Here is a 25,714-nt window from a genome sequence, read left to right on the forward strand (position 1 = left end):
TTGTGGCAAAAAACATCGTTATTAGGCTGATTCGCGTGGTAACTCTGCTGATTGGATTATCCATTCTGACCTTTTCTCTTATTCATCTGTCTCCAATGGACCCGGTCAATGCATATATCGGGGGGGACAGCTCAGCGTCGCCAGAGCAAATTGAAAAAATCAAAGAATATTGGGGTGTAGATAAAAGCCCGGTGGAACAATATATTTCCTGGGCAAAAGCACTGCTGCAGGGCAATTTCGGGATTTCAAAGCTTTATCGCAGCCCTGTCATCGATATTATTCAAAGCCGTTTTTTAACATCACTTGCCTTAATGGGAACAGCGTGGATTTTATCGGGAGTGATTGGATATGTGCTTGGAATGACAGCCGCGATAAACCGGGGCAAATGGATTGACAAAATCATTAAATGGTACAGCTATACTCTGGTATCCACTCCAATCTTTTGGATGGGACTCATTCTTTTAATTGTTTTTGCTGTCTGGCTCAAATGGTTTCCCGTGGGTTTGGCCATGCCGGGGGGGATGATGGAGAGCGAGGTGCGGTTCGTAGACCGGATTCATCATTTTGTGTTGCCGGCTCTGACATTAAGTATTCTGGGAGTCGCCAATGTAGCGATGCATACCCGCGAGAAAATGATTGATATTTTAAACACAGAGTATGTCATTTTTGCTAGAGCCAGAGGCGAAAGCAAGTGGCAGATATTCAAAAATCATGGGGTTCGAAATTCTATCATTCCCGCAATTTCCCTACAATTCGCTTACTTTGGCGAACTTTTCGGGGGCTCTATGCTGGCGGAGCAGGTGTTTGCTTATCCTGGGTTGGGCAGCACCTTGACCACTGCGGGTTTAAAGGGTGATCTCCCTTTAATGGTGGGAATTATTCTGATTAGCTCCCTGTTTGTTTTTGCAGGGAATCTGGTTGCCGATATTTTGAATAAGGTTGTGGATCCGCGTATGAAGGGGGAGGCCTGAGATGCTGACCATACAAGAGGGAATGAATGTGCGCAAGAAAATGATTTTGCTGCTTGCGATATCTTCCGGCTTTCTGTTGACTATACTGATTCTCAGCTTTTGGCTCAGCAATGACAATCTTCGATTAAGCGCTGCGAACAAAAATCTTGCTCCAAATCTTCAATATATATTCGGAACGGATTGGCTCGGGCGCGATATGTTTACACGTACCATTAAAGGACTGCGCCTGTCACTGGCGGTGGGAGCCTTTGCCTCTATTCTCAGTGTCTTAATCGCAACTGTAATGGGGATTTGTGCGGCGACCTTTGGCAAAACGGTAGATGCAGTTATTTCCTGGATAATCGATTTGTTTATTGGTATGCCCCATCTCGTTTTTATGGTATTGATCTGCTTCATAGTAGGTGGCGGAATACATGGAATCGTACTTGGCGTTTCTCTTACGCATTGGACGGGGCTGGCACGGGTGGTTCGCTCCGAAGTACTGCAGATTAAAGGTGCGGAATACATTCAAATATCAAAAAGCTATGGGAAATCTGCATGGTACATCGCAACAAAGCATATATTACCCTCAATTTTTCCTCAGATTATGATTGGTTTCCTGCTGATGTTTCCACATGTGATTTTGCATGAAGCAGCATTGACTTTCCTGGGTTTTGGGCTTTCTCCGCAAACTCCGGCTATCGGCATCATATTATCTGAGGCGATGAATCATATTTCTACCGGCAAATGGTGGTTGGTGGTGTTTCCGGGACTACTCCTGGTTGTAGTGGTTAAAAGCTTTGACAGTATTGGCGAGCAGCTTCGCATTCTGATGGAACCTGCCAGCTCCAATGAATAGAGGGATGGACAATGAGTAACTCACAGAAAAAACGGCTGTTACAGGTAGAGAACCTGTCCATTGGCTTCTCACAATATTTTAAGGGTACGCAAAAACGTATGATCCACCCCATAGCTGATATGCATGTGAACATAGATGAAGGTGAAATTGTAGCAGTGGTAGGAGCCAGCGGTTCAGGGAAAAGTCTGTTGGCACACGCTGTGCTGGGGATCTTGCCAGGCAATGCCATCACCAGCGGGAGTATCCTGTACCAAGGAGAAGAGTTGACACAAAAGAGAAAGGAACAGCTCCGAGGACGGGAAATCTCCTTCATTCCACAGTCCGTTAATTATCTTGATCCTCTCATGCGTGTCGGGAAGCAGGTACAGATCGGGCTGGATCGGACAACCGCACAGGTACAACAAGATGATCTGTTTGCACGGTACGACCTGAAAAAGAGTGATGGAAGACTGTTTCCGTTTGAATTATCGGGCGGAATGCTGCGCAGGGTGTTGTTTGCGACAAGTGTCAGAGAAGGGGTGAAGCTGGTCATTGCCGATGAGCCGACCCCTGGAATTCATCCGGAAGCACTCTCCGAAATCTTGCGGCAACTTAAGCAATTTGCGAAAGATGGTGCCGGGGTCATGCTGATTACTCATGATATTATGTCGGCGCTGGAAATTGCAGACCGGGTGGCCGTGATCAAGGATGGAACTACGGTGGAAATCTCCGACGTGTCAGCTTTTGAAGGCCAAGGCGATCGTTTGATAACCGATTACACTCGAAGGTTGTGGCGGGCCTTGCCGCAGAATGATTTTGATTTGGAATTCAAGAGAAAGGCGGAGGAGTCATGTCTCTGATTGGAGAAAACTTAAGTCACTATTATCAAAAGGAACGCTGGATATTCAAGGATATCAACCTTTCAGTAGCCCCGGGCGAGGTTCTTGGTTTATCCGGTTACAGCGGATGCGGAAAGACTACACTGGCCAGAATATTGGCCGGGTATCTCTCTCCCCGTGAAGGGCAGGTAACTACAGATCAGAAAGCTATAAAGGAGCATGATTTTCGGCCTGTCCAATTAATCTACCAGCATCCGGAAAAAGCAATTAACCCCAAGTGGCGTATGCGGGAGGTTGTGACTGAGTCCTATACTCCTTCCCAGGACATTCTAGACGCTTTCGAGATACGAAAGGAATGGATGGATCGTTGGCCGATTGAGCTTTCAGGAGGGGAGAAGCAGCGCTTCTGCATCGTCCGTTCCCTTAATCCCGCTACAAGATATATTATTGCTGACGAGATGACTACGATGCTGGACGCTATTACACAGGCGCAAATTTGGAATGCGTTTCTCCGCATCTGTAAAAGTAGAGATATCGGCGTTATTGTGGTCAGCCATGAGACCAGCCTTCTCAACCGGTTATGCGATACTATCTTTATGATTTGTGCTGAGAAATAAAGCCAACAAAAGGCAGTCTATTAAGGTGATCCTTAAGACTGTCCTTTTTTTAAAAATATAAGAATTTATATGTTTCACACGATAACTTATCCTTCTATTTCTCGCTGAAACGGTACCGTCCTTATAAAAGGACGGCAAAGCCGTTTCCACTTGTGAAAAATGGTAAACAAATAATGATTGACATTATTAATAGTAATTATTACGATTAAATGGCATATATCATTAATTAGGGTATCAGGAGGAACGACGATGAGTAAGAACAAGGCGGGGTGGTATGAGGTTGTTAACATGAATGCTCCGAACTGTTGCTTAACCAGAGGGTTAAATGAGCTTTATGGCCTGCAGACTTTCCAACAGGAAAAACTTCAAGTTCCTGAGCCAATGGGTACTGGATTCTGGGAGAGGATACAGGTGAGTGCTTCAGTTGAAATTTTAATTTGCGATATGAGCTTTCACGAGGCAATGGTAATTGGCAGCAAGGAAGAAGACGACCATATCAAATGGAGTTTTTGTCTCGGAGAACCGATAGAGTGGATGCTCAAGCATTCGAGCCAAAACTATTACTTGGAATCTGGTGAAACCTCGGTTTTTGGACGTCATTTGACCAGTAGCATAGGCTACTTTCAAGCGAACAGACAGTATCGCGGCATTACTATAAAGCAGGATCCAAATTACTTGAACGCACTTCAGGGACATTCCGGCGCTAAGGGTTGGCATAATTATCTCGGTTCCGCTGATACTCCCTTTCACAAAAACACGACCAGTCCAGCAATTAACCGCACTCTTCTGGACATACTGCGATGCGACTATGAAGGCGGCATCAGAAAAATGTACTTGGAAGGAAAAGTACTGGAACTGACTGCTATTCTATTGCAGGAAAATGCTCGTGAAAGACCAGTCTCTTCGGGTATGTCTAAGACTGATATAAAGGCTTTAATGCTGGCCAAAGAAATATTAGATCGAAATCTGCAATCTACTCCAAGCATAGCCGAGCTATCGAGACAAATCTGTTTAAACGAATTCAAGTTAAAAAAGGGTTTTAAACAGCTATACGGAGCATCAGTACACGCCTATGTGATAGATCGCAGGCTGGAAACTGCATATAGATTACTAGAGAGCGGTTCTTTGAATGTGACGGCAGCTGCGGAGTTGTCTGGATTTAACAAACCGAGTTATTTTGCCGAGAAGTTTAGACGGAAATATGGAGCCAATCCATCCCGGTATTTTAGAGAAAATTGCTGATTCGGCAAATAATCCGTTTTGGGGTCAAGAGGATACCGATAAGGGTGTCTCTTGTAATAGAAGATATGCAATTATTTAATGATGAGAAAGAATGAGAAAGGAGTCTGTGTCATAAGTGATTGAGAATGATAATCTTTATCTGATATTTAAATTTTTTCAAATAGAAGGAGAGATATTTAATGAATAAGAACAAGAAACTTAAAACCAAGGATTACATACTGGCAGGTATCTTCAGTATTCTGGTCTTCGTCGTTAACTCTGTAATAGGCACGTTGTTGACACCGTTCATGGTATCAGCCATGCCTTTGATTTCGGGAGCCTGCTTGTTTTTCTCCGCTATTGTCTATTTGATCATGGCAATGAAGATAGGTAAAAGAGGAGTATTGCTGCTCCTTGGACTGGTTACGGGAATTGTTTATACCATTATGGGCGTCCCGCTCTTGCTTCCTTTCTTTACTTTAGCAGGTTTGTTAGGTGAATCTATATTATTAAAAGGCGATGGAGGTCAGTACCGCCGAATTACCCGCCAATCTCTGGCCTATGCCGCGTATGGTGCGGTATTTGGTCTGGGAGGGTATGTCACCGTTTATGTGTATGGCAGCGACTATCTGGATACGATGTATTCCCCAGAGATGAGTGAAAGCATGTTTAACTTTGCCTATTCTCCGTCATGGATGATCGGAAGTCTAATCTTTTCCTTCGTGCTGACATTGCTGGGTTGTGTATTTGCCGCCAAACTGTTGAACAAGCACTTCATCAAAGCGGGAATGATTAAATAAGTAGATTAATCAGGGGGGAATGAGATGGATTCCAGAACTGAAATGACAGGATTGATTAGAATAGCCGGTGAAAAAAAGGGCTTGCTTATCGTAGCAAGCATTTTCTCCGTTATTTCGAGCTTGTTGCAGATTGTTCCTTTTATAGCGGTCTATAAGATCATTGCCGAATTATTGATGCATGCAGGAAATCCTGAAACGATTGATAAAGATCTTATTCTTTATTGGGGTGTATTCGTGTTTGCCGCGATGATTGTTGCGTTAGTTACCTTCTACATCAGCGGGATATCTTCCCACATTGCGGCTTTTCATATTCTCTATCAGTTGCGCCTGCGGCTTGCTGAGCATGTGGCCAAAGTACCGATGGGCTACCATTCTAAAACAGCCACAGGAGAGTTGAAAAAGATCATTGAAGTCAGTGTTGAAAAAATCGAGAAATTTATCGCCCACCAACTGCCGGATCTGGTGAGTGCCGCAGTGATTCCTGTTCTTCTTGTCGGATACTTGTGCTGGCTGGACTGGCGCCTGGCTCTGATTCTGCTGATCCCCATTGGCTGTGGCTTCTGGCTACAGGCTCGAATGTTCGCAAGCGCTGAAGGCCAAACGGCTTATCGTGAATTCCAATATGCCGTAGAAGAAATGAACGCTACAGGAGTGGAATATATCAGGGGAATGCCTGCGGTAAAGGTATTTGGCATTACGGCTGATTCATTTCTAACCTTTAAAACGGCAGTGGTCAAGTACAGGGATATCTCACTGCGGATTACTAATCTGTGCAAAACTTCCTACAGTCTGTTTTTTGTTCTCATGGGCTCGTTGTTTGTCTTTGTGGTACCGGTAGGTATTCTGCTACTCAGTGAAAATGCCGGAAACCAGGCATTTGCGATTACTTTTATTCTATTTCTGGTTATTACTCCAAGTCTGTCTGCTCCTCTGCTGAAACTGCTGCATGTGGGGAGCGGACTGCGGGAGATCATAGAAGGTAATAAACGGATAGATGCCATATTGTCGCAAAAGGCGGTGGAAGAACCGCAGAAACCACAAATTCCTGAGTCTTATGATATTCAGTTTCACCAGGTATCTTTCGCCTATGAAACTGTAGAAAGCAAGGATTACAAGCCTGTGTTGGAGAACATCAGCTTTTTGGCACAATCGGGCGAAATGACCGCACTCGTAGGTCCATCGGGCGGAGGGAAATCAACCATTGCCAGCTTGCTGCTGCGTTTTTGGGATGTGCAGGAAGGCATGATTACAATCGGGGGGGTGCCTGTTCAAGAGATGGGGACAGAGCAACTGATGGATACTGTTTCATTCGTCTTTCAGGATGTGCATCTGTTCTACGATTCGATTGAAGAAAACATCCGAATGGGGAATACAGTGGCATCCGGAGAGGATGTGATTGCTGCAGCCAAAATAGCCTGCTGCCATGAATTTATTGAGCAGCTGGAGCATGGATATGCTACGAAAATCGGTGAAGGCGGAACGTATCTGTCAGGTGGAGAAGCTCAGCGAATTGCGATTGCTCGTGCGTTGCTCAAAAATGCGCCCATATTAGTATTGGACGAAGCAACGGCTTATGCGGACGCCGAGAACGAACATAAAATCCAACAGGGCCTGGTAGAACTGGTCAAAGGAAAAACCGTACTTATTATTGCCCATCGTCTATCGACGATTCGTGCGGCTGAGCAGATTCTCGTTCTGAAACAGGGACGAATTGTAGAACGGGGAACACATGAGGAACTGCGGTGTCAACAAGGGTTGTATGATCAGATGTGGCAAGCGCATATTCGCGCAGCTTCATGGAAGCTGGGAGTTGGTAACCTGCAATCAGAGGCGGCAAAGGAGGGTGCGGGAATTGAATAAGTATCTATTTAACATATCCGGTGGCAACCCGAGGAACTTATGGTCTGCTGCTGTAGCGGCAATCCTGGATGGTATTGCCAAAGTTATTCCAGCAGCGCTGCTCGTCGATCTTTTTAATAGCATTTATAGATCTTTTGCAGAGCCGGCAGTTGCGCTCAATACTGCAAGGATGTGGATCGTCAGCATCATTCTTTTGCTGTGGATGGCAGTAGAATATGCAGCTTATGCTTCGCTCTATGATAAAACCTATAAGGCAGCCTACAGTTTGGCTGCTACAGGGCGTTTATCGCTCGCGGAGCATATTCGTAAATTATCCTTGGGGTTCTTCGGAAAACGCGATCCCGGGGATTTAACCAACCTATTGCTCAGTGATTATGGACAAGTTGAGCATACGATATCTCACAATCTTCCCCAACTCATCAGCGCTGTGATGCTGCCGGTTCTGGCACTGCTTGGACTGATTTTTCTGGACTATCGAATGGCGTTGGCCATGTTCGCGGCTATTCCACTAGGAGCATTGCTGCTGTGGCTGACTGACTCCATTCAAGCGAGTCTAAGCGAGAAGCATGTCAGAGCCAAAAATGAAGCAGCCAGCCGACTGCAGGAATATCTGTCCGGGATTCGGGAGATTAAGGCATATAATATGGGCGGACAACGCTTTGAACGGCTGCGCATTGCCTTTGATAACCTTATGCGAGCCTCCATTCGCCTTGAAGGTGTCATGGGGCCAATGATTATGGGGGCCATGCTGCTGACCCGTTCTGGCTTGACGCTGATGATTTGTACCGGAAGCTTTCTGCTTGTCGGTGGAACGCTGTCACTCCCGGTATTTCTGCTATTTCTTCTGATAGGGAGTAAAGTGTTTGAACCCTTGACCGTCGTGCTGATGAACTATGGAGAATTGCGTTATTCGGCATACAGCGCCCAGCGAATCATGGACGTGCAAGGCGAAGAACCTATGCAGGGTTCGGAGAGCATTCAGGCTTCCGGTCCCATTATTTTTGACAATGTTACGTTTGGATATGATACCCATATACCTGTGCTGAAGGAGTTGTCATTCCAGATTAAGCCCAAGACCATAACGGCATTGGTAGGACCTTCAGGCAGTGGGAAAAGCACCATAACCCGTTTGATTGCAAGATTCTGGGAGGTGGAGCAGGGCCGGATTACTATAGGAGGCATCCCTGTCCGGAATGCAGACCCGGAGAAGCTGTTGAAGGATATTTCCATGGTATTTCAGGATGTGTACTTATTTCAGGATACGATCGGCAACAACATTCGCATTGGAAAAATGGATGCAACTCAGGAAGAGATTGAGGATGCGGCGAGCCGTGCCTGCTGTCACGAATTTATTGCTAGTCTACCACAGGGATATGATACCCCTGTAGGAGAAGGCGGTTCCACACTGTCAGGCGGAGAAAAGCAGCGTATTTCTATCGCCCGCGCATTGCTCAAAAATGCTTCCATTGTGCTCTTGGATGAAGCAACGGCTTCGCTAGATCCAGAAAATGAAGCAGCTGTGCAACAAGCGATCAACGAACTGGTCGCAGACAAAACGGTGATCCTTATTGCCCACCGCCTAAAGACAATACAGAATGCCGATAATATTGTTGTGCTCGACCAGGGAAAGCTTGTTGAAGAAGGGACGCATGATCTGCTGATAAGCAAAAAGGGTCTGTACGCCCATTTATGGAGCCTGCAGCAGGACTCGGACGGATGGAGATTAAAATGATAAGACCACGTATCGAATTTGATCCTCGCTCCCAGCTGCTAATGGTGCTCCTTACCAGCTTGGCCGTTTTTTTGGCGGATTTAAGCAGTCTGCCATGGATTATTGGTTTTATGGCGGTCTATCTGGTAATACAGGGAATTTACAAGCAAACCGTTCTATATCTAATCTTGGTACTGCTGCTGTATTTGCTTCAAGGCTGGATCTCCCAGGTGGAACTGGAAATGATTAGGTTCTTAGGGTTTATCACTTTTTTAGGGTTGCGGTTTATACCCGTATTTATGGCCACTCTTTCACTTGGCAGGGTCCCATCCGGCAAACTGATGGCGGCACTGCAGAAGTTAAGACTGCCTATGGGGATTCTTATTGCGATAACGGTAAGCTCACGATTTATACCTGTGCTGAAGCGTGAGTATGAAGCTATTCAGGTATCAGCCAAATTAAGAGGAATATCCATTACCTCACCAAGAAATTGGCTGCGTCCCCTTCGCACATTTGAGTATACTATCGTTCCTCTTTTGATGAGAAGCTTGAAAATCTCCGATGAACTGGCGGCTTCGGCAACAACAAAAGGCATAGATTTTCCGGGCAAAAAAACGAGTATCTATACCATCGCCTTCAAAGGAAGGGATATGGCTGTGCTGATTGCTTATGCCGGCTGGCTGATTGTGGTATTTCGATTTGGGGGTGCTAGATGACGAGGCGGAAGAAAGCGATTGTGAAGCTCAGCAATGTCTCTTTCCAATATGATGATTCCTATGAACAGCTGAAGAACATTAATCTGACTCTTTACGAGGGGGAGTGTGTCGTGGTTACCGGGCCATCCGGAAGCGGTAAAACAACTCTTACCCGGTTGATCAATGGGTTAATTCCAAATTTTTACGAAGGACGACTTACCGGGACTGTGGTTTTGAAGGATATGAATGTAAATGCCGTGGAGCCCTGGGATTTTGGTAGAATCGTAGGAAGTGTGTTCCAGGACTCCAGAAGCCAGTTTTTTGCCTCTATTGTACAGGACGAAATAGCCTTTAGCGCAGAAAACTATGGAATGGAGCCGGACCGTATTCGCGAACGTGTTGCAAGCTTGGGCGAAGAAATCCGTTTGTCCCATCTATTGAAGGCGCAAGTCCATCAATTGTCCAGCGGAGAGAAGCAAAAGGTAGCAGTTGCCTCTGCGCGAATGGCAGACCCTGAGCTTTTTGTCATGGATGAGCCTTCGGCAAATTTGGATATGGTAGCGACCAAGGAATTGGCCGGCAGTCTGGCCACGCTGAAGCAGAACGGGAAAACGATCCTCATAGCCGAGCACAGGCTATATTATTTGCTGCCGATTGCAGATCGGATCATTTATATGAGCCAGGGAGAAATTGCTGCTGAATGGACACCCCAAGAGCTTCTGGCCCTTAAAACGCAGCAATTAATCTCCTACGGATTAAGATCACCTATTGTTAAAGGCTATTTACCTGCAGCGGAAGCCGAAAAAGACAAGGGAGATGAATGTGTAGTACTGGACAATCTAACGATCTCACCCGGAAGATTCAAGCATGCTGTATTGGAGGATGTAAGCTTTTCCCTGCGAAAAGGAGAGGTTGTCGCCATTACAGGAGCAAATGGAGTGGGGAAAACTACATTGGCCCGCACCTTATGCGGATTGATAAGGGAACGGAAAGGCTCTATTCAAATTGACGGGGAGAACACAACGGCGAAGCAACGTCTGGGAAAAATATGGTTTGTGATGCAGGACAGCGACTATCAATTATTCTCAGACAGTGTGATGAATGAACTGATGTTGTCCCATGAGCAAGAAGAAACAGCTTTCGGTCGGGCCGAGATTTTATTGAAAGAGCTGGATTTATGGAGCTTTCGTGAGCATCATCCGGCGGCTTTATCAGGTGGTCAGAAACAGCGTTTGACCTTTGCCGTTGGTCTCATGAATCAGCCCGACATTCTGATTCTGGATGAGCCAACCTCCGGATTGGACGGGGAAAATCTGCGCCGTGTGATCAAGCTGATCCGGAAGATGGCTGACACTGGCGTGACAGTGCTGCTGATTACGCATGATTACGAATTAGTATACGGCGCCTGCGAAAGATTGCTTTTTTTCCAGAATAGAAGGCTTCAGAATGAACTGCTTGTCAATGAAGAAAATATCTCCGCCATTATAGAGCTAATGGAAACGTTGGATGCAGGATCATGAAGCGAGCGGAATTTGATGGAAATGGATTCAGAGAAGCACTTTACCTATCAAAACCGAACCAATGAACACAGTACAGAAAATGAGGAAGAACAGCAATATAGCAAATTTGGTTTTGAACAGGGACAACAGCATCAAAGCATTTTTGAAATCAAGCATCGGGCCAAATACCATAAAGGCCAGCAATGCTCCTGCAGGAAAAGAATGAACGAAAGTGGAAGCTACAAAGGCATCCGACGTGGAGCACAGAGAGAGTATAAAGGCGAGTCCCATCATGAATAGATACGAACCAACCGGCTTATTCCCAATTGTAGCTAAACTATCGGAGCTCATGAATGTTTGAATGCAGGCAGTAAGTAGACATCCGGTAATAAGATATTTTCCCATTTCAAAAAATTCGTCAGCGGCATGTACGAATAAGGCGGCAAATTTGCCACCACGGGTTACGTGTGCATCACTAGTCCCATTCCTAATGGAAAGGCGTAATGGAGACTCTCTGACAGTAGCCCATACCAGCAAACCGATGCATATGGAAACGGCAAAAGCCAGGGCCATTCTGCTGTAGGCTATTTCTGAACGTGTTCGAAAGGCAGTGAAGGTTGCACTGTAAACGACAGGATTCAGAATCGGTCCTGACAGAATGAATGCAACGGCAACATGAAGTGGCATTCCCTTACGCAGCAACCTCCGGACGAGGGGTATCATGCCACATTCACATACTGAAAAGATAATTCCGAGTAGACAGCCAAGTAATATCGCTGGTAGGGGGGCTCGCGGGATCCACCGGGTAATGAGAGAATCAGGAACATACACATTCAAGAAGGAGGAGAGTAGAGAACCTGCAAGAACGAATGGTAATGCCTCAAGCAATATACCCATAAAACGGCTTTTAAATGTATTCAAATAGATGTTGTTTATCAGATGATTACTATGTGGAATCCACAAAACTGCGCAGACAACAAGAAACGAAATGGGTAAGAGTAGTGGGAGAATCTTAAGTGGTGATATACGGATCATGTTATCTTCCTCCATGCTTTCATATTTTCATATTTTTATTTATACGTAACTGTAACGATTAAAAGAACTCATTGGAGCATTAGACTTTTGAATAGCGAGGTTGACACTTGAAATGGCAAGATGTAGAATGAATAAATCGTAATAATTACGAATAAATAGGAGTTGAACCCATTGAGAGTAACGGTAGTGGATTGGCCGGTTGAAGATTTTGCGACTGCAAACGGGTAACCGTGGGAGAATTTATTAGTATTACAGGTTCCAATGGTGCGGCCAAGTCAACCTTATTAAAATTGATGCTTGGCTTAATTAAGCCTTGGAGGGGATCCATTCAATTCAATCATGTGCTTAGTGACGGGACCAAGGCTACTGTCGGCTATGTCCCTCAGCAAGTGGCTTCTTTTAATGCGGGATTTCCCAGCAAGGTGATTGAACTGGTGCGTTCCGGGTGCTATTCGGAATTAGGATTGTTCAGACGCTTTACATCCCGGCATGAACATATTGTAGAGCGAAGTTTGAAACAGGTGGATATGTGGGAATACCGCAATCGTAAGATTGGAGAACTATCGGGGGGGCAGAAGTATATGTGGGGAATGTTCCGAAAAAAAGCTATGGCAGATAATAAATGATGCCCAAAAAAATAATAACTAAAGGTGGTAATAGATCATGGCTAAAAAGTCAAAAGTGGTAAAAGAACTAAAAAGACAAGCGATTGTAGAAAAGTATGCCCAAAAGCGTAAGGAACTTAAAGAAAATGGGGATTATGCAGCTCTGCAGAAACTCCCCCGTGACTCTTCACCAACCAGACTTCACAATCGTTGCGCTATTTCGGGTAGACCAAGAGGTTATATTGGAAAGTTCAAGGTATCTCGTATTGTGTTCCGTGAATTAGCCCATAAAGGGCAGATTCCTGGGATCACGAAATCTAGTTGGTAAAGTGAATGGGACTGCCCAGAAGCAGAAGAAACAATCCCGATGTCCGTAAGGAACCCGGGATTGTTTGGCTTTCCTTGTAAATATTAGTTGTGGTAGTGTATTCGCAGGATTGCTTCTCCTTCAAGCGGTTCCACGCTCTGTACACACTCTTGCCCCGCAGGAACAACGATGGGAGTAATTATGGAATAGCCTGCCCGACAAATCGTATCCATATCAAATTCAAGCAAAAGTTGCCCTTTCTTCACCTTTTCGCCACTGCGTACATGCGCTTTGAATCCCTCGCCTTTGAGCGCTACGGTATTCATACCAACATGAATTAAAACCTGGGTTCCGGAGGTGTGCTCAATCAAGATGGCATGCTTGCTCTTCTCCATGATGTGGGCAATGATGCCGTCAAAAGGAGCTGTAACTTTACCGAGGTCGGGAAGAATGGCAAATCCCTCACCCATAGCTTTACTGGAAAATGCTTCATCCTCAACTTCTTCAAGAGGTATTATTTTTCCTGATAGGGGTGGCAGAAGATCAAGATACGAAGGCGCTGCAGTTTTTTTCTTACGTCCAAACATTTGAGTTTCCCTCCTGAATAACAAATTAATAAGTTATAAAAAGAATAAATGAATAAGCAAGCGGAACGGTATGTTACAATATCAACTGTATACCCGAATACCATTTGGAGGTTCCGTTAATGAATAAAAAGGAATTTATCATAAACGATTTATTGAGCAAAATATACCAAAATCATTTTCGGGATGGGAAACTTCCAACAGAGAGAGAGCTGGCGGCACTATACAGAGTTTCAAGATACACGATTCAAGAATCGATCAAAAAGCTGAAAAATATAGGAATGGTTAAAGTCGTTCAAGGTTCGGGCATTTTTATTAACAAAAATCTGCAAGCAAGCCCGTTGATTTATAATTCTTTAACTGAAAATCCCTACTCAAGTATAAAATCCAAAGTAATCGAACTGCAAAAAGTCCCGGCTGGTACAGAAGACCAACAAATTTTTGGCGTTACAAGCCAAGATGAAGTATGGGTATATCAAAGATTAAGAATCGTGAATTATCAAACCACGCAGATCGAGTTATCCAGGTTGCCGGTTACACTTTTCCCAATACTGACGTATCAGGATGCGGAACAATCTATACAGTCGTATGTGAAAAAACATAAATATACCATCTCTCATTATCTGAATACCTATGAGGCCATTGCGCTTAACCAGCAACAAGCAACACTTTTACAGCAAAAAAGGAAAAGCCCCGCAATGAAAATCTCAAGTCGTGGCATTCTAAATAATGGAACCATTTTTGAGACCAGCGAGATCATAGCCATTGACTACAGATGTACATACCTGACGGCTTTTAACAATGAACACCATAAAAGAAGGAATCATTGAATTATTCTTAACCTGGGTTAAGGGGTAATTAGTGTCCCGTCTGGTATTCTCGCTTGGGTCCATTCATGCATCCTGTAAGCAAGAGGGTATCTGCCAGCCATTTGTTCATCGAATGTCACACCAATTCCCGGAAGATCGATAGGATAGATATAACCGCATTTAGCATCCACAATTGGAGAAAAGACACTTCGTGTATTCTCCTGAATTGGAATATTTTCTTGAATGGCGGCATTGTGCAGGTGAATGTTGAGATGTGTATTGACGGCAATGCCAATAGGAGTTATATCCGACGGAGTATGCCAAGCGATTCTGACCCCGAAAGATTCACATAGAGCTCCAAGTTTTAGCGCAGGCGTGATTCCCCCGATTTGAGAGACATGGCAGCGAATAAAATCAATTTGTCTGTTAACAATAAGGCTCTTCCATTCTAGCGGGTTATTAAATAATTCACCGGTTGCAAGGGCCGTTGAGGTTTGGGAGCGAATTTGGCTTAACCATTCATTCTGATCGGGCGGCAAGAGGTCCTCTATAAAATAAGGCTTGTAGGGTTCGACTTCTTTTGCAAATTGTACAGCCTGATTAGGAAAAAGCCGTTCATGCACATCGTGCAGAATGTGAAATTGGTTGCCATATTTTTGTCTTATCAAAGAAAACATCTTTATTGTTGTCTCCATATACTCGTCTTGATCGTAATACGACCCTTCAGTGGATTGTTCCGGAGAGTGGAGCTGTGAAGGATTTCCGCCATAAAACCCAAGTTGACAGCGGATATGTTTATATCCTTGTTCCAGAATACGGTCAATCTCTTCATATAATCCCTCAATAGTATCTGCGACCGCATGAGTATATGCGGGAATTGCGTCTCTTGATTTCCCTCCAAACAGCTGGTACAAGGGCATACCAGCAATTTGCCCTTTAATATCCCACAATGCCATATCCACCCCTGAAATAGCATTATTTATCACTGGCCCATTACGCCAATATGAATTGACCATCATCATATGCCATAAGTCCTCAATATGGTTGGCGTCTTTCCCCACTAGTATGGGTCTGAGGTACTCCTCCACTATGACCTGAACCGCTTTGGGACGTTGTTGAAAGGTAGCGCAACCATATCCGGTTATATTTCTGTTTGTAGTTACCTTGACGACCACCAAATTGTGCCGATCTGGCTTAAGTACAAAACACTCCACGTCTGTAATGATGGAAGGGATCATATTATTCCTCTTTTCTGTAAATTCTAAAACCATTTAATCATGTTTAATTCGGAGAATCAATTTGGTCGGCAAAACACACCCATACACAATAATTATCAGTCCAATTTTATAGGTTTTATTTAAAAAACCTTGTTAAATCAAGGCTTTTTTGATAGTTAGGATTGATTTTGGACTGCTTTAATTCAAAGATGCTTTGTGATACTATTCAGCTTGTAAACGTAACCAACATTCATTTCTTAGGATAGGAGAATTTCGGATGAGTAAAGAATTAATCGTACAAGACATTATTGCCGGGGTCGGCGGGGAGAACAACATTGATAATGCGTGGCATTGTATGACCCGACTCAGATTTGATTTAAAGGACAAAAGCAAAGTGGATATTGAGAAAATTAAAGAATTGGACCCTATTTTGGGAGCGCAATTTAGCAATGATCAATTTCAGATTGTTCTGGGTCCAAAAGTCAATGAGTACTATAACGTCCTGGCTAGTGAATTAAAGATTTCCGACACCAATGCTGCATCGGACGGAGCCGATGAGAAAAAAAGAGATTTTGTCACTATATTTATGAATATTGTGTCCGGGGTTTTTGGACCCATTGTTCCGGCTATTGCCGGCGCTGGTCTAATTAAAGGACTTATTGCCGGTTTGACCGCTCTTCATATCATTTCCGATCAAAGCCAGACCATTCAAATCATCAATATGATGGCAAGCGGCGTGTTCACCTTTTTACCATTCTTCCTAGCAGCTTCGGCAGCTAAAATATTCAAAACGAATGAGTATCTTGCGATCGCCATTGCTGCTACGATTATGTTTCCTACGATGATTGATGCCGCCAAAGCCGGAGAAATATCGGCATATCATTTCCTGGATCTTGTCCCCATTCCTGTCTTTAACTATACGGGAACAGTAATTCCAATTATCTTTGCGGTATGGGCCATGAGCTATATCCAAAGACTAGTGAACAAGTTCATTCCGGAAGTGCTTAAAACAGTAGTTACCCCAACATTGACACTTTTTATTTCAGGTTTCCTTGCCCTTTCTGTGATTGGCCCAATAGGTATATACCTGGGTAATGGGTTGGCTTGGATTGTTCAAGGATTGTTTGAGATATCTCCTATTCTTGCAGGTATTATTGTTGGGGCCATCCGTCCTCTCGCAGTCTTGACCGGCATGCACCATGCAATGACACCGATCGCTCTGCAAAATTTCGCCACACAAGGCTATGATATGCTGATGCCAATGATGTGCATGGCTAACTTCTCTATTGTTGGTGCTACTTTCGCAGTATATTACAAGGTTAATACACAGAAGGAGAAGTCAATCGTCATTTCAGCCGCTATTTCCGGTCTGTTGGGAATCACTGAACCTGCTCTGTTTGGTGTACTTGCAAAATACAAAAAAGCGTTCCTGGCGGCCACAATCGCTAGTTCAGTAGCTTCAGCATTTATCAGTTTCTTTGGTGTCAGACTGTATGGGTATGTTCTATCAAGCATATTTAGTATCCCTGCGTATATCGGGCCTTACTTTGTGTACGCGATCTCGGGAATGGTAATGGCCATTGTAATATCCTTTACCTTGTGTACTCTGTTCCTGAGCAAAGATGACATTACAGCAGCCGATAAAATGAACAAGAACCTTAAGTTAGCTTTAGATGACAAGTAGGGAATAGTGGCAGACAAAAACAGCGCCATTAGGCGCTGTTTTGTTATGTGCTCCCTAATAAGTGCTAGTCCATTTCTGGCTTTACTACTTCCAATATTTTTTCTTGTCTTCTTCGGTAATGGATCGTACTACCTTACAAGGATTTCCTGCTGCGATCACGCCTGCGGGGATGTCCCGGTTGACCACGCTGCCTGCCCCGATAACGGAGTTATCACCGATGGTTACACCGGGCAAAACCGTGACATTGGCACCAAACCAGACATTGTTTCCGACTGTAATCGGGTAGGCATATTCTAAACCCTGGTTCCGCTGTTCAACGTCCAGTGGATGCCCAGCGGTGTAAAAACCGCAGTTTGGAGCAATAAATACGTTATCTCCAAACGTTACTTTGGCTCCATCGAGGATGATGAAATTATGGTTTGCATAAAAATTCTCACCAAACTCTACGTTATACCCGTAATCACACCAGAACGGCTGTTCAATCAGAAAGCTCTTGCCGGTTTTCGCGATCAATTTCTCAATGAGCGTCTTACGTTCGTTCATGTTAGAGGGACGAATTTGATTGTACTCATAGCAGATATCCTGAGCCCATGTCCGTTCTTTAATCAGTGAAGCATCGTAATTCGCATCATACAACAACCCTTTTTTTGCTTTTTCCTTCTCGTTCATAAGAATCCTCCTGCTCCAAAGAATAATCAACGGTCTATTTTGTGTGCCACCAGTAAATTCATTCTCTCCTATGATACCTGTCTTTCATAATACACCACAAGTAAGAGGAGAGAAGAAACATAAGATATAGAACGTGAACTTAAGAATGTGACATACGGAGTTTCCAGGAAGTGCTATGCATCAGGCTTTCTGGCAACTCCACTACTCCATTCTTAAGTTCATCTTATATAGATTGATTATTTGCATATGAAGCCCAAGTGCGCATGTAGTTCAAGAATTTGGGAGAGCCTATGAGAAGGATGCAGATCTAAATAAAGAGGACTGAGTGTATGAACCGATCTTCAAGTGATTCGAACAATGAACAGAAATTGAAATGGTGGCAGCTTAGCTTATTAGGAGTGGCGGGCACGATTGGAACCGGGTATTTCCTGGGTTCGGGTCTTGCAATTTCTATAGGCGGCCCTGCTGTACTAATTGTTTACGTTCTGGCAGCGGTTGGAACTTATGTTGTCTTTGATGCTCTGTCACGTATGACCGCCGACCATCCGGAGCAGGGGTCTTTCCGTTCCTATGCCAAAAAAGCATTTGGGAGCTGGGCGGGTTTCGGCAGTGGATGGGTCTATTGGTTTTCGGAGCTTCTAATTATGGGAAGTCAGCTCACAGCATTATCTATTTTTTCCCGCTTCTGGTTCCCGGGGGTGCCTATGTGGGTATTTGCTGCCGGCTTTGCCTTGCTGGGCATTGTTATCGTTTTCTTTGGAAACAAGGGGTTTGACCGAGTTGAAAATGTGCTGGCAGTGATTAAAATGGCTGCAATTCTCATGTTCCTGGTGATAGCGGTTGCCCTTTTGGCTGGTTGGATAGGCGGAGGCAAGTATGCTCCTAAGCTCCCGCTGGATTACCCGGCCTTATTCCCGAAAGGGGGTCTGGGTTTATGGTCTGCCTTTTTGTTTGCCTTTTACGCATACGGAGGGATTGAGGTGCTGGGCATCATGTCCTATCGGCTTCAAAAACCGGAGGATGCGCCAAAAGCAGGGAAAATCATGCTGTTGACGCTGGTCACGGTATACATTCTGTCCATCGGTCTGGCTGTGACTATGGTCCCGCTTGATGTATTTAACCCTAAGGAGAGCCCGTTTGTGCTGGCTCTGAGCAGTGATCACCTCGTCTTTGTGCCGCATCTATTTAACGGAGTTCTGATAGTCGCTGGCTTCTCCACCATGACAGCGTCCCTATATGCTGTAACTTCGATGATGATTACTCTTGCACAGGAGGGAGATGCACCGAAGTTGTTCTCCCGGAAGTGGAAGGACAAGTATCCATTCTATGCGCTGACCTTAATCACCGCAGGAATTACGGCGGCCGTTGTGATGTCTCTTTTATTGCCAGGGAAGGTATATGAGTATATCACTACGGCCGCCGGTTTAATGCTGCTGTATAACTGGTCCTTCATTTTGCTGTCATCAGGGAAGTTACTGAAGTCGAGCAGATTAAGTACTGTTAAACGATGGATCGGGTTGCTGCTCATTGGACTGGCGGTCACGGGTACTCTGTTTCATTCGCTCAGTCGTCCGGGTTTATATATTAGCTTACTGCTTGTTGCCCTCATCGCAGTAAGTGACTGGATCGTGCTTCATTTCCGCAAAAAACACACGTCTAACTTGGATAAAGACTCTCATGCAGACGCAGCAAACTACGCTAAGCCGAATAGATTTTAAAACAAAAAAAAGACAAAGACCCTTAAAGAGTTAAGGGTCTTCGTCTCGTACGACGAAACAGAAGAGTGAGGCTCCGCGCCAACAAGGATGGAAGCCTCAACTCATCAACACATTTAGGCCTTGACGGTGTCTGGTCTTTTTACCTGAAGAGGCGGAGGAATCAACCAGCCTTTTTTCTTGTTCAAATGTAGAATTTTAGTGCCGATTGCTGCTTTTGTAAGATGATATTTGGCAAATAAAGCACCAATATCTTCTCTGATGGATTGCCCCATAACCTGGCTGCAAGCTACCAGTCCGGCAGCGTTATCGGCTGCAATTTTAGCAGCAATTTCCGGATCTGAGAATCGTGCACCTACAGGGATATCCTCAAGCTTGGCTTCGGGTCTATTCGGCATTGCTGGTGCAGAAGCAATACCATTATCTGCGAGTAAGGTATCACACTCACTAATCTCCAGCTCGGTTTGATCAATTAAAGCATTTAATACTTTTTTGAGATCCTGGTCACCTGCGTGATACAAATAGGCCCGGTAACATGAGAGTGCACCCTTCGCTACCGTTGAAGCTTGCCATACACTAAATATTTCTCCATAATGCATCGGTTCCTCATTTGGGTTACCGCCTAGAATCCCTGTCATAAAAACGCTCCTTTGATTTGAAGTTTTGACAGCTATAGCATGCCCATATGTTCTCCTATTTCCCTAACCTTTTTATGCCTTTCGGATTTTTTGAAGCTGAAGCTTAATCTTTGAGTAAAATTTTATAACCAAATGGGTTAAGATGGATCCATACCTGCCATTCTTCCTCCACGGCCTTTTCTCCAGTTAGCGCATCCCGCCAGTTTCCTTCCAGCGTATGAGTAAGCAATGCAAGCTCCTCCGAAGCATTCATCCAAATAGTGAAATGACCTTGCTCGTCGTACCGTTCGTAGATAATCGGGCGTTTATGCATATCTGCCTTTAGAAACCCGAACTGTCCAGTACGAAGTACTGGATGTTTCTTGCGGAGCTGAATCAGCTGCTTATAGCTTTGATACAGATCACTGTCCTGTTTATCCTCCTCCCAGATCATGCATTTACGGCAATCTGGATCTGCTTCGCCCTCCAGCCCGATCTCATCGCCGTAATAGATGCAGGGAGTCCCGGTGAAGGTCAGCAGGAAAGCGATAGCTAACTTGAGTTTTCGCTTGTCTCCTCCGAGCTGGGTCAGGACACGTGGTGTGTCGTGGCTCGCCATCAGGTTGAACAGCACTTCATTGGCCTGTTGCGGATAACGCATCAGCAGGCCGCCGATATGAGCTGCAAAAGTAGCCGCATCCATGTCATCCGTCTGTAAAAAGTCAATTAAACGGTCTGACAATGGATAATTCATTACGGAATCAAATTGGTCCCCCTGCAGCCAACGCAGGGAGTCATTCCAGACCTCACCAATAAGATAAGCCTCTGGGTTGATCGCTTTGATGCGCCTTCGAAAATCTTTCCAAAAGGCATGGTCGATTTCATTCGCCACATCCAGCCTCCATCCGTCTATACCAACCTCTTTCAGCCAATATTCGGCTATATCCAGCAGATACTCCCGGGTTTCCGGATTGGCCGTATTTAGCTTAGGCATCTGTGCAAAGAAGCCAAAGGAATCGTAATTAGGGTTTCCTTCTCTGACCTTGACGGGGAACTCATGAATATGAAACCAGTTGACATATCTGGAATGTGCTCCGTTTTCAATCACGTCCGTGAATTGCTGGGAATTAGCGCTGATATGGTTAAATGCCGCATCCAGCACAATGCGTATTCCCTTGGCATGGGCCTCATTCACTAGTTTTTTTAAAAGCTCCAAATCTCCAAAATGAGGATCTACTTTTTTATAATTTGTTGTATCGTATTTATGATAAGTTGGAGCCTCAAAGATCGGGGTCAGATATATCGCCGTAATTCCAAGGTCAGTCAAATAATCTAAACGATTGATAATGCCTTGCAAGTCACCACCAAAGAAGCTCTCTCTAGTAGGCTCTGTGCCCCACCGCATAATCTCTTCAGGATCGTTAGTCGGGTCTCCATTTGCGAAGCGGTCAGGCATAATCTGGTAGAATATTGCGGACTTTGCCCATTCCGGTGCTTCAAAAAGATCGATCTCATGAAGAAAGGGCCTATCATAATAGCCGTTAGGCGCTTCTGGCTCCTCCGTAAAGATGCCGGTTTCAATCATCCATGCCGTCTCCTTGCCGGAGTGAAAACGGAATCCGTAGGAAAAACGGCGATGTTCAGGTTTTACTGCCACCTGCCAATAATCGAAAAAGCGGTCGTTCGCGACTTTTGGCATCTTATGTTCGTGATGATAAGTTTCCCAGTCATATTTATCTCCAGTTATAGCATAGACCCGATCTACATTCTGCTTTGAAGTCCGAACGCGTAGATGGAAGGTCTCTTTCTCATAAAGATAAGCCCAATTGCTGTGAGGAGCATGATGCAAACATTCCAGATGGATTTGTGTCGAAAGTGTAGTGGGTTTCAATTCATGGTTAGGTTTCATTCGGAAATCCCTCCAGAGTATTTAATATAATCACCTATTATGACTGAAATCATTCCAAATAATATGATGCACCTCCATGAAATGAGGGTGAGTACTGCTTCTCCACAAGTGTCTTATCTGGACCATCAGAACATCAATCCTGCTGGTTTTGGTTCTCCTGGACAATCCTTTGGAAACTATTCCAATCTGGACCGCCATTAAAATTGTGAAATGCAAAGAAATCCAAGACACCAAAACTTGGGTTTCTTTTTTTGTCTTTGCCCGCTGGTTATGCGGGCGCAGAAGCCCAGTACGTGGCTTACGGATTCCCGACGAACTTTTTCATTGCAGCCCATGCCTTCACATCGGATGGGATTAACGGTACGACGGTCGTGTATCGTTCCTTCGATAACGGCTTTACCTTCGAGCCTCCAGTTGTCGTCTCGTCTGGATATGGTGTCTATATCAATAATGATGAACCTGTCATAGAGATTGATAACTCGCAGTCCAGCCCGTTTCTCGGGAATGTATAGTGGCTGCAACCAACTTTGGCCGGCATACGGCTTTCGGGTCCTGACATTTCCTAACCTTGGGGTGGATCGGACGACATTAGCAACCAGTGGAAGAGTGTACGCCGTATGGCAGGACTTTCGTCAAGGGTACTCGACATTTTCATTTCCCGGTATAACGATCAGGGCTTAACCTGGTCGACAGCTGATCCTATAACGGGTGCTCCCGAGGGTTCTCAGAATTTCTTCCCCGCAATTGACGTTAATCCGCTAGCTGGTGTCGTGAACGTGATATATTATACGAACAGAATAGATGGATTTCTGCTGGACGTGTTCACAGCGGTTACCGCTTGGACTTAAGGACATCGTCATTAATGGAATATGTTTATTGAAGATTCTCACCCTGAAATATATTAATGAATAAACAGCAGCCGGATGGCTTGGACTCCAAAATAAAAACCAAATCCAACAAGAGAAAGGCCTGACAGCACGGAGATGGATTTCAAAACTCCCGGTGTCAATAATTTACGGAAGATGCTAGAGGCAGCGGCCATAGACACATCCCAGAGCAGAATTCCAAGTACAATGGCTCCGCTATAAATCAATAACTGCTGCATCGGATATTCCGTGGCTGCTTTGGCCAGGATGGACCCATAAATGCCTAACCAAAACAGGATGGAGAGTGGATTAAATAGGGACAGGAGCAATCCGGACGTATAAGATTTGCCTAAAGAGGTTTCACTGTTTCTCATTCCGGATCCTGAGATTAAGCCTGCATTTTTGATGCTTTCCACACCCGTATACACCAGCACAAAGAAACCGAACAACCATAAGAATACTTTAATAAATGGAGATTCAAGCAAATGGATAACGCCAAAATAAACGAGTAACATGAAGATAATATCTGCACTTATCGCTCCAAGTCCCACTGCCCAGGCATGCCAGAAGCCTTTACGGATACCTTGGTCCAGTTGTGCGGCATTAATCGGCCCTATAGGTGCGGAAAGTGAGAGGCCAAGAAAAATATAACCTATAAAAATGTTGATTAGACTCCCCCCTTTAACGTTTAGTACTAGCCTATTCAGAAATATCGGTTTGCAGGACAAACAAAAAAGACAAAGCTCCTTGAAAAGCCAGGGGGCTTTGTCTTATTGTGAAATTTTAGAGATATCGCCTTCATTTTCACACTTCAATAATGATGGGAAGGATCATAGGGCGACGTTTCGTTTTTTCATAAAGAAACTTCCCTAGAGCAATCTTGAGAGTCTGTTTCATAATATTCCACTGTCTCAGATCCGCATGGCTCATATTGTGAAGGGTATCTGTTACCATTTGATTGATTTCTTCCATTAGCTTGTCCGAGTTCCTGATGTAAACGAATCCTCGGGAGATAGTATCGGGTTCATTCAACATTCTACCATCTGTTTGGCTTAAGGTGATGACAGTGATCAGGACACCATCTGCGGACAATTGACGGCGATCTCGCAATACCACATTCCCAATGTCGCCGATTCCAAGGCCATCCACAAAAATTTGCCCAGCTGGCACCGAGCCTGATTGGCGGACAACTCCGGCTTTCGATTCAACCAACTCTCCATTTTTTAGAATGAAAATATGATCCTCATCGACTCCGACAGCTTCTGCCAATAGACGGTGATGATGAAGCATGCGGTATTCCCCATGAATTGGAATGAAATATTCAGGTTTCATCAAGGTCAGCATTAGCTTTAATTCCTCCTGGCTGCCATGTCCTGAAACATGGAGTTCGCTTCGTGATCCATAAATGACACGTGCTCCAAGAAGATAAAGATTATCAATAATCCGAGACACGTTGCGTTCATTGCCTGGTATGGGATTTGCTGCGAGGAGCACGGTATCTCCCGCCCCAATTTCCATGATTCTATGGCTAGAGTTAGCCAAACGGGATAATGCCGCCATGGGTTCGCCTTGGCTTCCCGTGCACAGGACGGCTATTTCATGGGAAGGCAGCTTAGCCGCATCCGCCGGTTCAACCAACATTCCGTCCGGAATGCTCAAATACCCCAACTCTTGAGACACGCCAACCACGTTCACCATACTGCGGCCAAGCAAGGTGAGCTTACGTCCGGTTTTAATGGCAGCATCCACAATTTGCTGCAGACGAGCTACATTAGAGGCAAAGGTGGATACGAATATTCTTTGCTCTGCTTTTTGAAAAGCTTCCTCCATGTGGGCACCCACAAGCCTCTCTGAGGGAGTGAATCCGGGGCGTTCGGCATTCGTACTCTCCGAGAGCAGAAATTTAACGCCATTCTTGCCGATGTCGGCCATTTTATGTATATCCGGATACTGGTTATTAACAGGAGTCATGTCGAATTTGAAATCGCCTGTATGGACAACGGTTCCTTCGGGGGTATCGAAAACGACCCCGAGGCAATCAGGAATGCTATGATTGGTCTTAAAGAAGGTAGTTGTAATGGAACCGAAGGTGAGGATGGATTCCCCATCGATGCAATGTAGACTGGTTTGACGGAGAAGATTGTGTTCCTTAAGCTTATTTTCAATTAAGCCCAGAGTGAGACGGGAGGCATACAGCGGAATGTCTAATTGTTTAAGAAGGTAGGGAATACCTCCAATATGGTCTTCATGCCCATGAGTAACAATCAGTGCCCTTAACTTATCTACATTGTTCAATAAGTAAGTAACATCTGGAATGATAAGGTCAATGCCAAGCAAACTTTCGTCCGGAAATTTGGATCCGCAATCAATAACAATAATATCATCGGCATATTGTAGGAAGTACATGTTTTTCCCAATTTCATTCACGCCTCCCAATGCTGCAATAGTCAACCGATCCTCTGGCATGTTCATAAACCTCCTCTTTTAAAGTCTTCTATATTATGTTTAGAGTTGTGAAAAACTATCCATTTTTCTAGAAAGGTCATTTGCAGAGGCAAAATGCTTCTGCCTTAATACACTGATTACATACAACCATAGAAAGAGGATAACGATATAGACGGTATCCATCTTCTGGAAGTTCACCGCGAATGCCTCAATGCACAAAGG

23 protein-coding genes and 1 pseudogene are annotated in these 25,714 nt (G+C 44.7%); 16 read left to right on the plus strand and 8 right to left on the minus strand.

Annotated features, from left to right (window positions below; genetic code table 11):
• Window positions 1-2 precede the first annotated feature (2 nt).
• The 10 genes from B9T62_RS04600 to B9T62_RS04645 all read left to right on the plus strand — a co-directional run bounded on the left by B9T62_RS04600 (window position 3) and on the right by B9T62_RS04645 (window position 11,051).
• Window positions 3-971 carry an ABC transporter permease gene (locus B9T62_RS04600; protein ID WP_087914182.1) on the plus strand — a complete coding sequence of 323 codons (969 nt, stop codon included), beginning with the start codon at window positions 3-5 and terminating at the stop codon, window positions 969-971.
• A gap of 1 nt (window position 972) precedes the next feature.
• Window positions 973-1,809: an ABC transporter permease gene (locus tag B9T62_RS04605; protein ID WP_087914183.1), complete on the plus strand. Its 837-nt coding sequence runs from the start codon at window positions 973-975 to the stop codon at window positions 1,807-1,809.
• An 11-nt stretch (window positions 1,810-1,820) separates the two neighbouring features.
• The gene (locus B9T62_RS04610; RefSeq protein ID WP_087914184.1) at window positions 1,821-2,648 is read left to right on the plus strand and encodes an ATP-binding cassette domain-containing protein; all 828 of its coding nucleotides are present in this window, start codon (window positions 1,821-1,823) and stop codon (window positions 2,646-2,648) included.
• Complete coding sequence (locus tag B9T62_RS04615; protein WP_087914185.1) at window positions 2,639-3,244, plus strand: ABC transporter ATP-binding protein; 606 nt, start codon at window positions 2,639-2,641, stop codon at window positions 3,242-3,244. The genes B9T62_RS04610 and B9T62_RS04615 overlap by 10 nt, the downstream gene beginning before the upstream one ends.
• A gap of 249 nt (window positions 3,245-3,493) precedes the next feature.
• Window positions 3,494-4,486, plus strand: a complete 993-nt coding sequence (locus tag B9T62_RS40490; protein WP_087914186.1) for an AraC family transcriptional regulator — start codon at window positions 3,494-3,496, stop codon at window positions 4,484-4,486.
• Window positions 4,487-4,665: 179 nt separating this feature from the next.
• Window positions 4,666-5,265, plus strand: coding sequence for an MptD family putative ECF transporter S component (locus tag B9T62_RS04625; protein ID WP_087914187.1), 600 nt, complete (start codon window positions 4,666-4,668; stop codon window positions 5,263-5,265).
• 24 nt (window positions 5,266-5,289) lie between these two features.
• Window positions 5,290-7,125, plus strand: coding sequence for an ABC transporter ATP-binding protein (locus B9T62_RS04630; protein ID WP_087914188.1), 1,836 nt, complete (start codon window positions 5,290-5,292; stop codon window positions 7,123-7,125).
• The gene (locus B9T62_RS04635; protein WP_087914189.1) at window positions 7,118-8,857 is read left to right on the plus strand and encodes an ABC transporter ATP-binding protein; all 1,740 of its coding nucleotides are present in this window, start codon (window positions 7,118-7,120) and stop codon (window positions 8,855-8,857) included. The genes B9T62_RS04630 and B9T62_RS04635 overlap by 8 nt, the downstream gene beginning before the upstream one ends.
• The gene (locus B9T62_RS04640; protein WP_245864339.1) at window positions 8,842-9,552 is read left to right on the plus strand and encodes an energy-coupling factor transporter transmembrane component T family protein; all 711 of its coding nucleotides are present in this window, start codon (window positions 8,842-8,844) and stop codon (window positions 9,550-9,552) included. Before B9T62_RS04635 ends, B9T62_RS04640 begins: the two co-directional genes overlap by 16 nt.
• Window positions 9,549-11,051, plus strand: coding sequence for an ABC transporter ATP-binding protein (locus B9T62_RS04645; protein ID WP_087914191.1), 1,503 nt, complete (start codon window positions 9,549-9,551; stop codon window positions 11,049-11,051). The genes B9T62_RS04640 and B9T62_RS04645 overlap by 4 nt, the downstream gene beginning before the upstream one ends.
• A 27-nt stretch (window positions 11,052-11,078) precedes the next feature.
• Here the strand turns inward: B9T62_RS04645 and B9T62_RS04650 are convergent, their stop codons facing one another.
• On the minus strand, window positions 11,079-12,065 hold the full coding sequence (locus B9T62_RS04650) for a permease (protein WP_087914192.1): 987 nt from the start codon (window positions 12,063-12,065) through the stop codon (window positions 11,079-11,081).
• A 233-nt stretch (window positions 12,066-12,298) separates the two neighbouring features.
• On the opposite strand from B9T62_RS04650, the pseudogene B9T62_RS04655 reads away from it, so the two are divergent.
• Both B9T62_RS04655 and rpsN read left to right on the plus strand, forming a co-directional pair.
• Window positions 12,299-12,643 (plus strand): annotated as a pseudogene (locus tag B9T62_RS04655) (metal ABC transporter ATP-binding protein); the annotation flags it as partial.
• A gap of 85 nt (window positions 12,644-12,728) precedes the next feature.
• The gene (gene rpsN / locus B9T62_RS04660) at window positions 12,729-12,998 is read left to right on the plus strand and encodes a 30S ribosomal protein S14 (RefSeq protein ID WP_087914194.1); all 270 of its coding nucleotides are present in this window, start codon (window positions 12,729-12,731) and stop codon (window positions 12,996-12,998) included.
• 83 nt (window positions 12,999-13,081) lie between these two features.
• Here the strand turns inward: rpsN and B9T62_RS04665 are convergent, their stop codons facing one another.
• Window positions 13,082-13,564 carry a PTS sugar transporter subunit IIA gene (locus tag B9T62_RS04665; RefSeq protein ID WP_087914195.1) on the minus strand — a complete coding sequence of 161 codons (483 nt, stop codon included), beginning with the start codon at window positions 13,562-13,564 and terminating at the stop codon, window positions 13,082-13,084.
• A 119-nt stretch (window positions 13,565-13,683) separates the two neighbouring features.
• Here B9T62_RS04665 and B9T62_RS04670 point away from each other — a divergent pair, with 119 nt between their 5' ends.
• Complete coding sequence (locus tag B9T62_RS04670) at window positions 13,684-14,391, plus strand: GntR family transcriptional regulator (RefSeq protein ID WP_087914196.1); 708 nt, start codon at window positions 13,684-13,686, stop codon at window positions 14,389-14,391.
• 17 nt (window positions 14,392-14,408) lie between these two features.
• Here the strand turns inward: B9T62_RS04670 and B9T62_RS04675 are convergent, their stop codons facing one another.
• Entirely contained in the window at window positions 14,409-15,608 is a 1,200-nt protein-coding gene (locus B9T62_RS04675) for an enolase C-terminal domain-like protein (protein ID WP_087914197.1), read from the minus strand.
• 256 nt (window positions 15,609-15,864) lie between these two features.
• Between B9T62_RS04675 and B9T62_RS04680 the strand changes: the two genes are divergently transcribed.
• Window positions 15,865-17,271 (plus strand): PTS transporter subunit EIIC, encoded by a 1,407-nt coding sequence (locus tag B9T62_RS04680; RefSeq protein ID WP_087914198.1) that lies wholly within the window; start codon window positions 15,865-15,867, stop codon window positions 17,269-17,271.
• 84 nt (window positions 17,272-17,355) lie between these two features.
• Here B9T62_RS04680 and B9T62_RS04685 read toward each other — a convergent pair whose 3' ends face one another.
• Window positions 17,356-17,940, minus strand: coding sequence for a sugar O-acetyltransferase (locus tag B9T62_RS04685; protein ID WP_087914199.1), 585 nt, complete (start codon window positions 17,938-17,940; stop codon window positions 17,356-17,358).
• 329 nt (window positions 17,941-18,269) lie between these two features.
• On the opposite strand from B9T62_RS04685, the gene B9T62_RS04690 reads away from it, so the two are divergent.
• A complete protein-coding gene (locus B9T62_RS04690; protein ID WP_087914200.1) occupies window positions 18,270-19,658 on the plus strand; it encodes an amino acid permease in 1,389 nt (462 codons plus the stop codon).
• A gap of 113 nt (window positions 19,659-19,771) precedes the next feature.
• Here the strand turns inward: B9T62_RS04690 and B9T62_RS04695 are convergent, their stop codons facing one another.
• Window positions 19,772-20,293 (minus strand): DUF3231 family protein, encoded by a 522-nt coding sequence (locus B9T62_RS04695; protein ID WP_087914201.1) that lies wholly within the window; start codon window positions 20,291-20,293, stop codon window positions 19,772-19,774.
• Between the two features lie 103 nt (window positions 20,294-20,396).
• Window positions 20,397-22,181, minus strand: a complete 1,785-nt coding sequence (locus B9T62_RS04700; RefSeq protein WP_245864340.1) for a glycoside hydrolase family 13 protein — start codon at window positions 22,179-22,181, stop codon at window positions 20,397-20,399.
• Window positions 22,182-22,474: 293 nt separating this feature from the next.
• Here B9T62_RS04700 and B9T62_RS04705 point away from each other — a divergent pair, with 293 nt between their 5' ends.
• Window positions 22,475-22,693 carry a hypothetical protein gene (locus B9T62_RS04705; protein WP_087914202.1) on the plus strand — a complete coding sequence of 73 codons (219 nt, stop codon included), beginning with the start codon at window positions 22,475-22,477 and terminating at the stop codon, window positions 22,691-22,693.
• 389 nt (window positions 22,694-23,082) lie between these two features.
• On the opposite strand, the gene B9T62_RS04715 is transcribed toward B9T62_RS04705, so the two are convergent.
• Window positions 23,083-23,715, minus strand: coding sequence for a LysE family transporter (locus tag B9T62_RS04715; protein WP_087920132.1), 633 nt, complete (start codon window positions 23,713-23,715; stop codon window positions 23,083-23,085).
• Between the two features lie 136 nt (window positions 23,716-23,851).
• Window positions 23,852-25,519 (minus strand): ribonuclease J, encoded by a 1,668-nt coding sequence (locus B9T62_RS04720; RefSeq protein ID WP_087914204.1) that lies wholly within the window; start codon window positions 25,517-25,519, stop codon window positions 23,852-23,854.
• Window positions 25,520-25,714 lie beyond the last annotated feature (195 nt).

The organism is Paenibacillus donghaensis (assembly GCF_002192415.1).
Taxonomy (GTDB): domain Bacteria; phylum Bacillota; class Bacilli; order Paenibacillales; family Paenibacillaceae; genus Paenibacillus_AQ; species Paenibacillus_AQ donghaensis.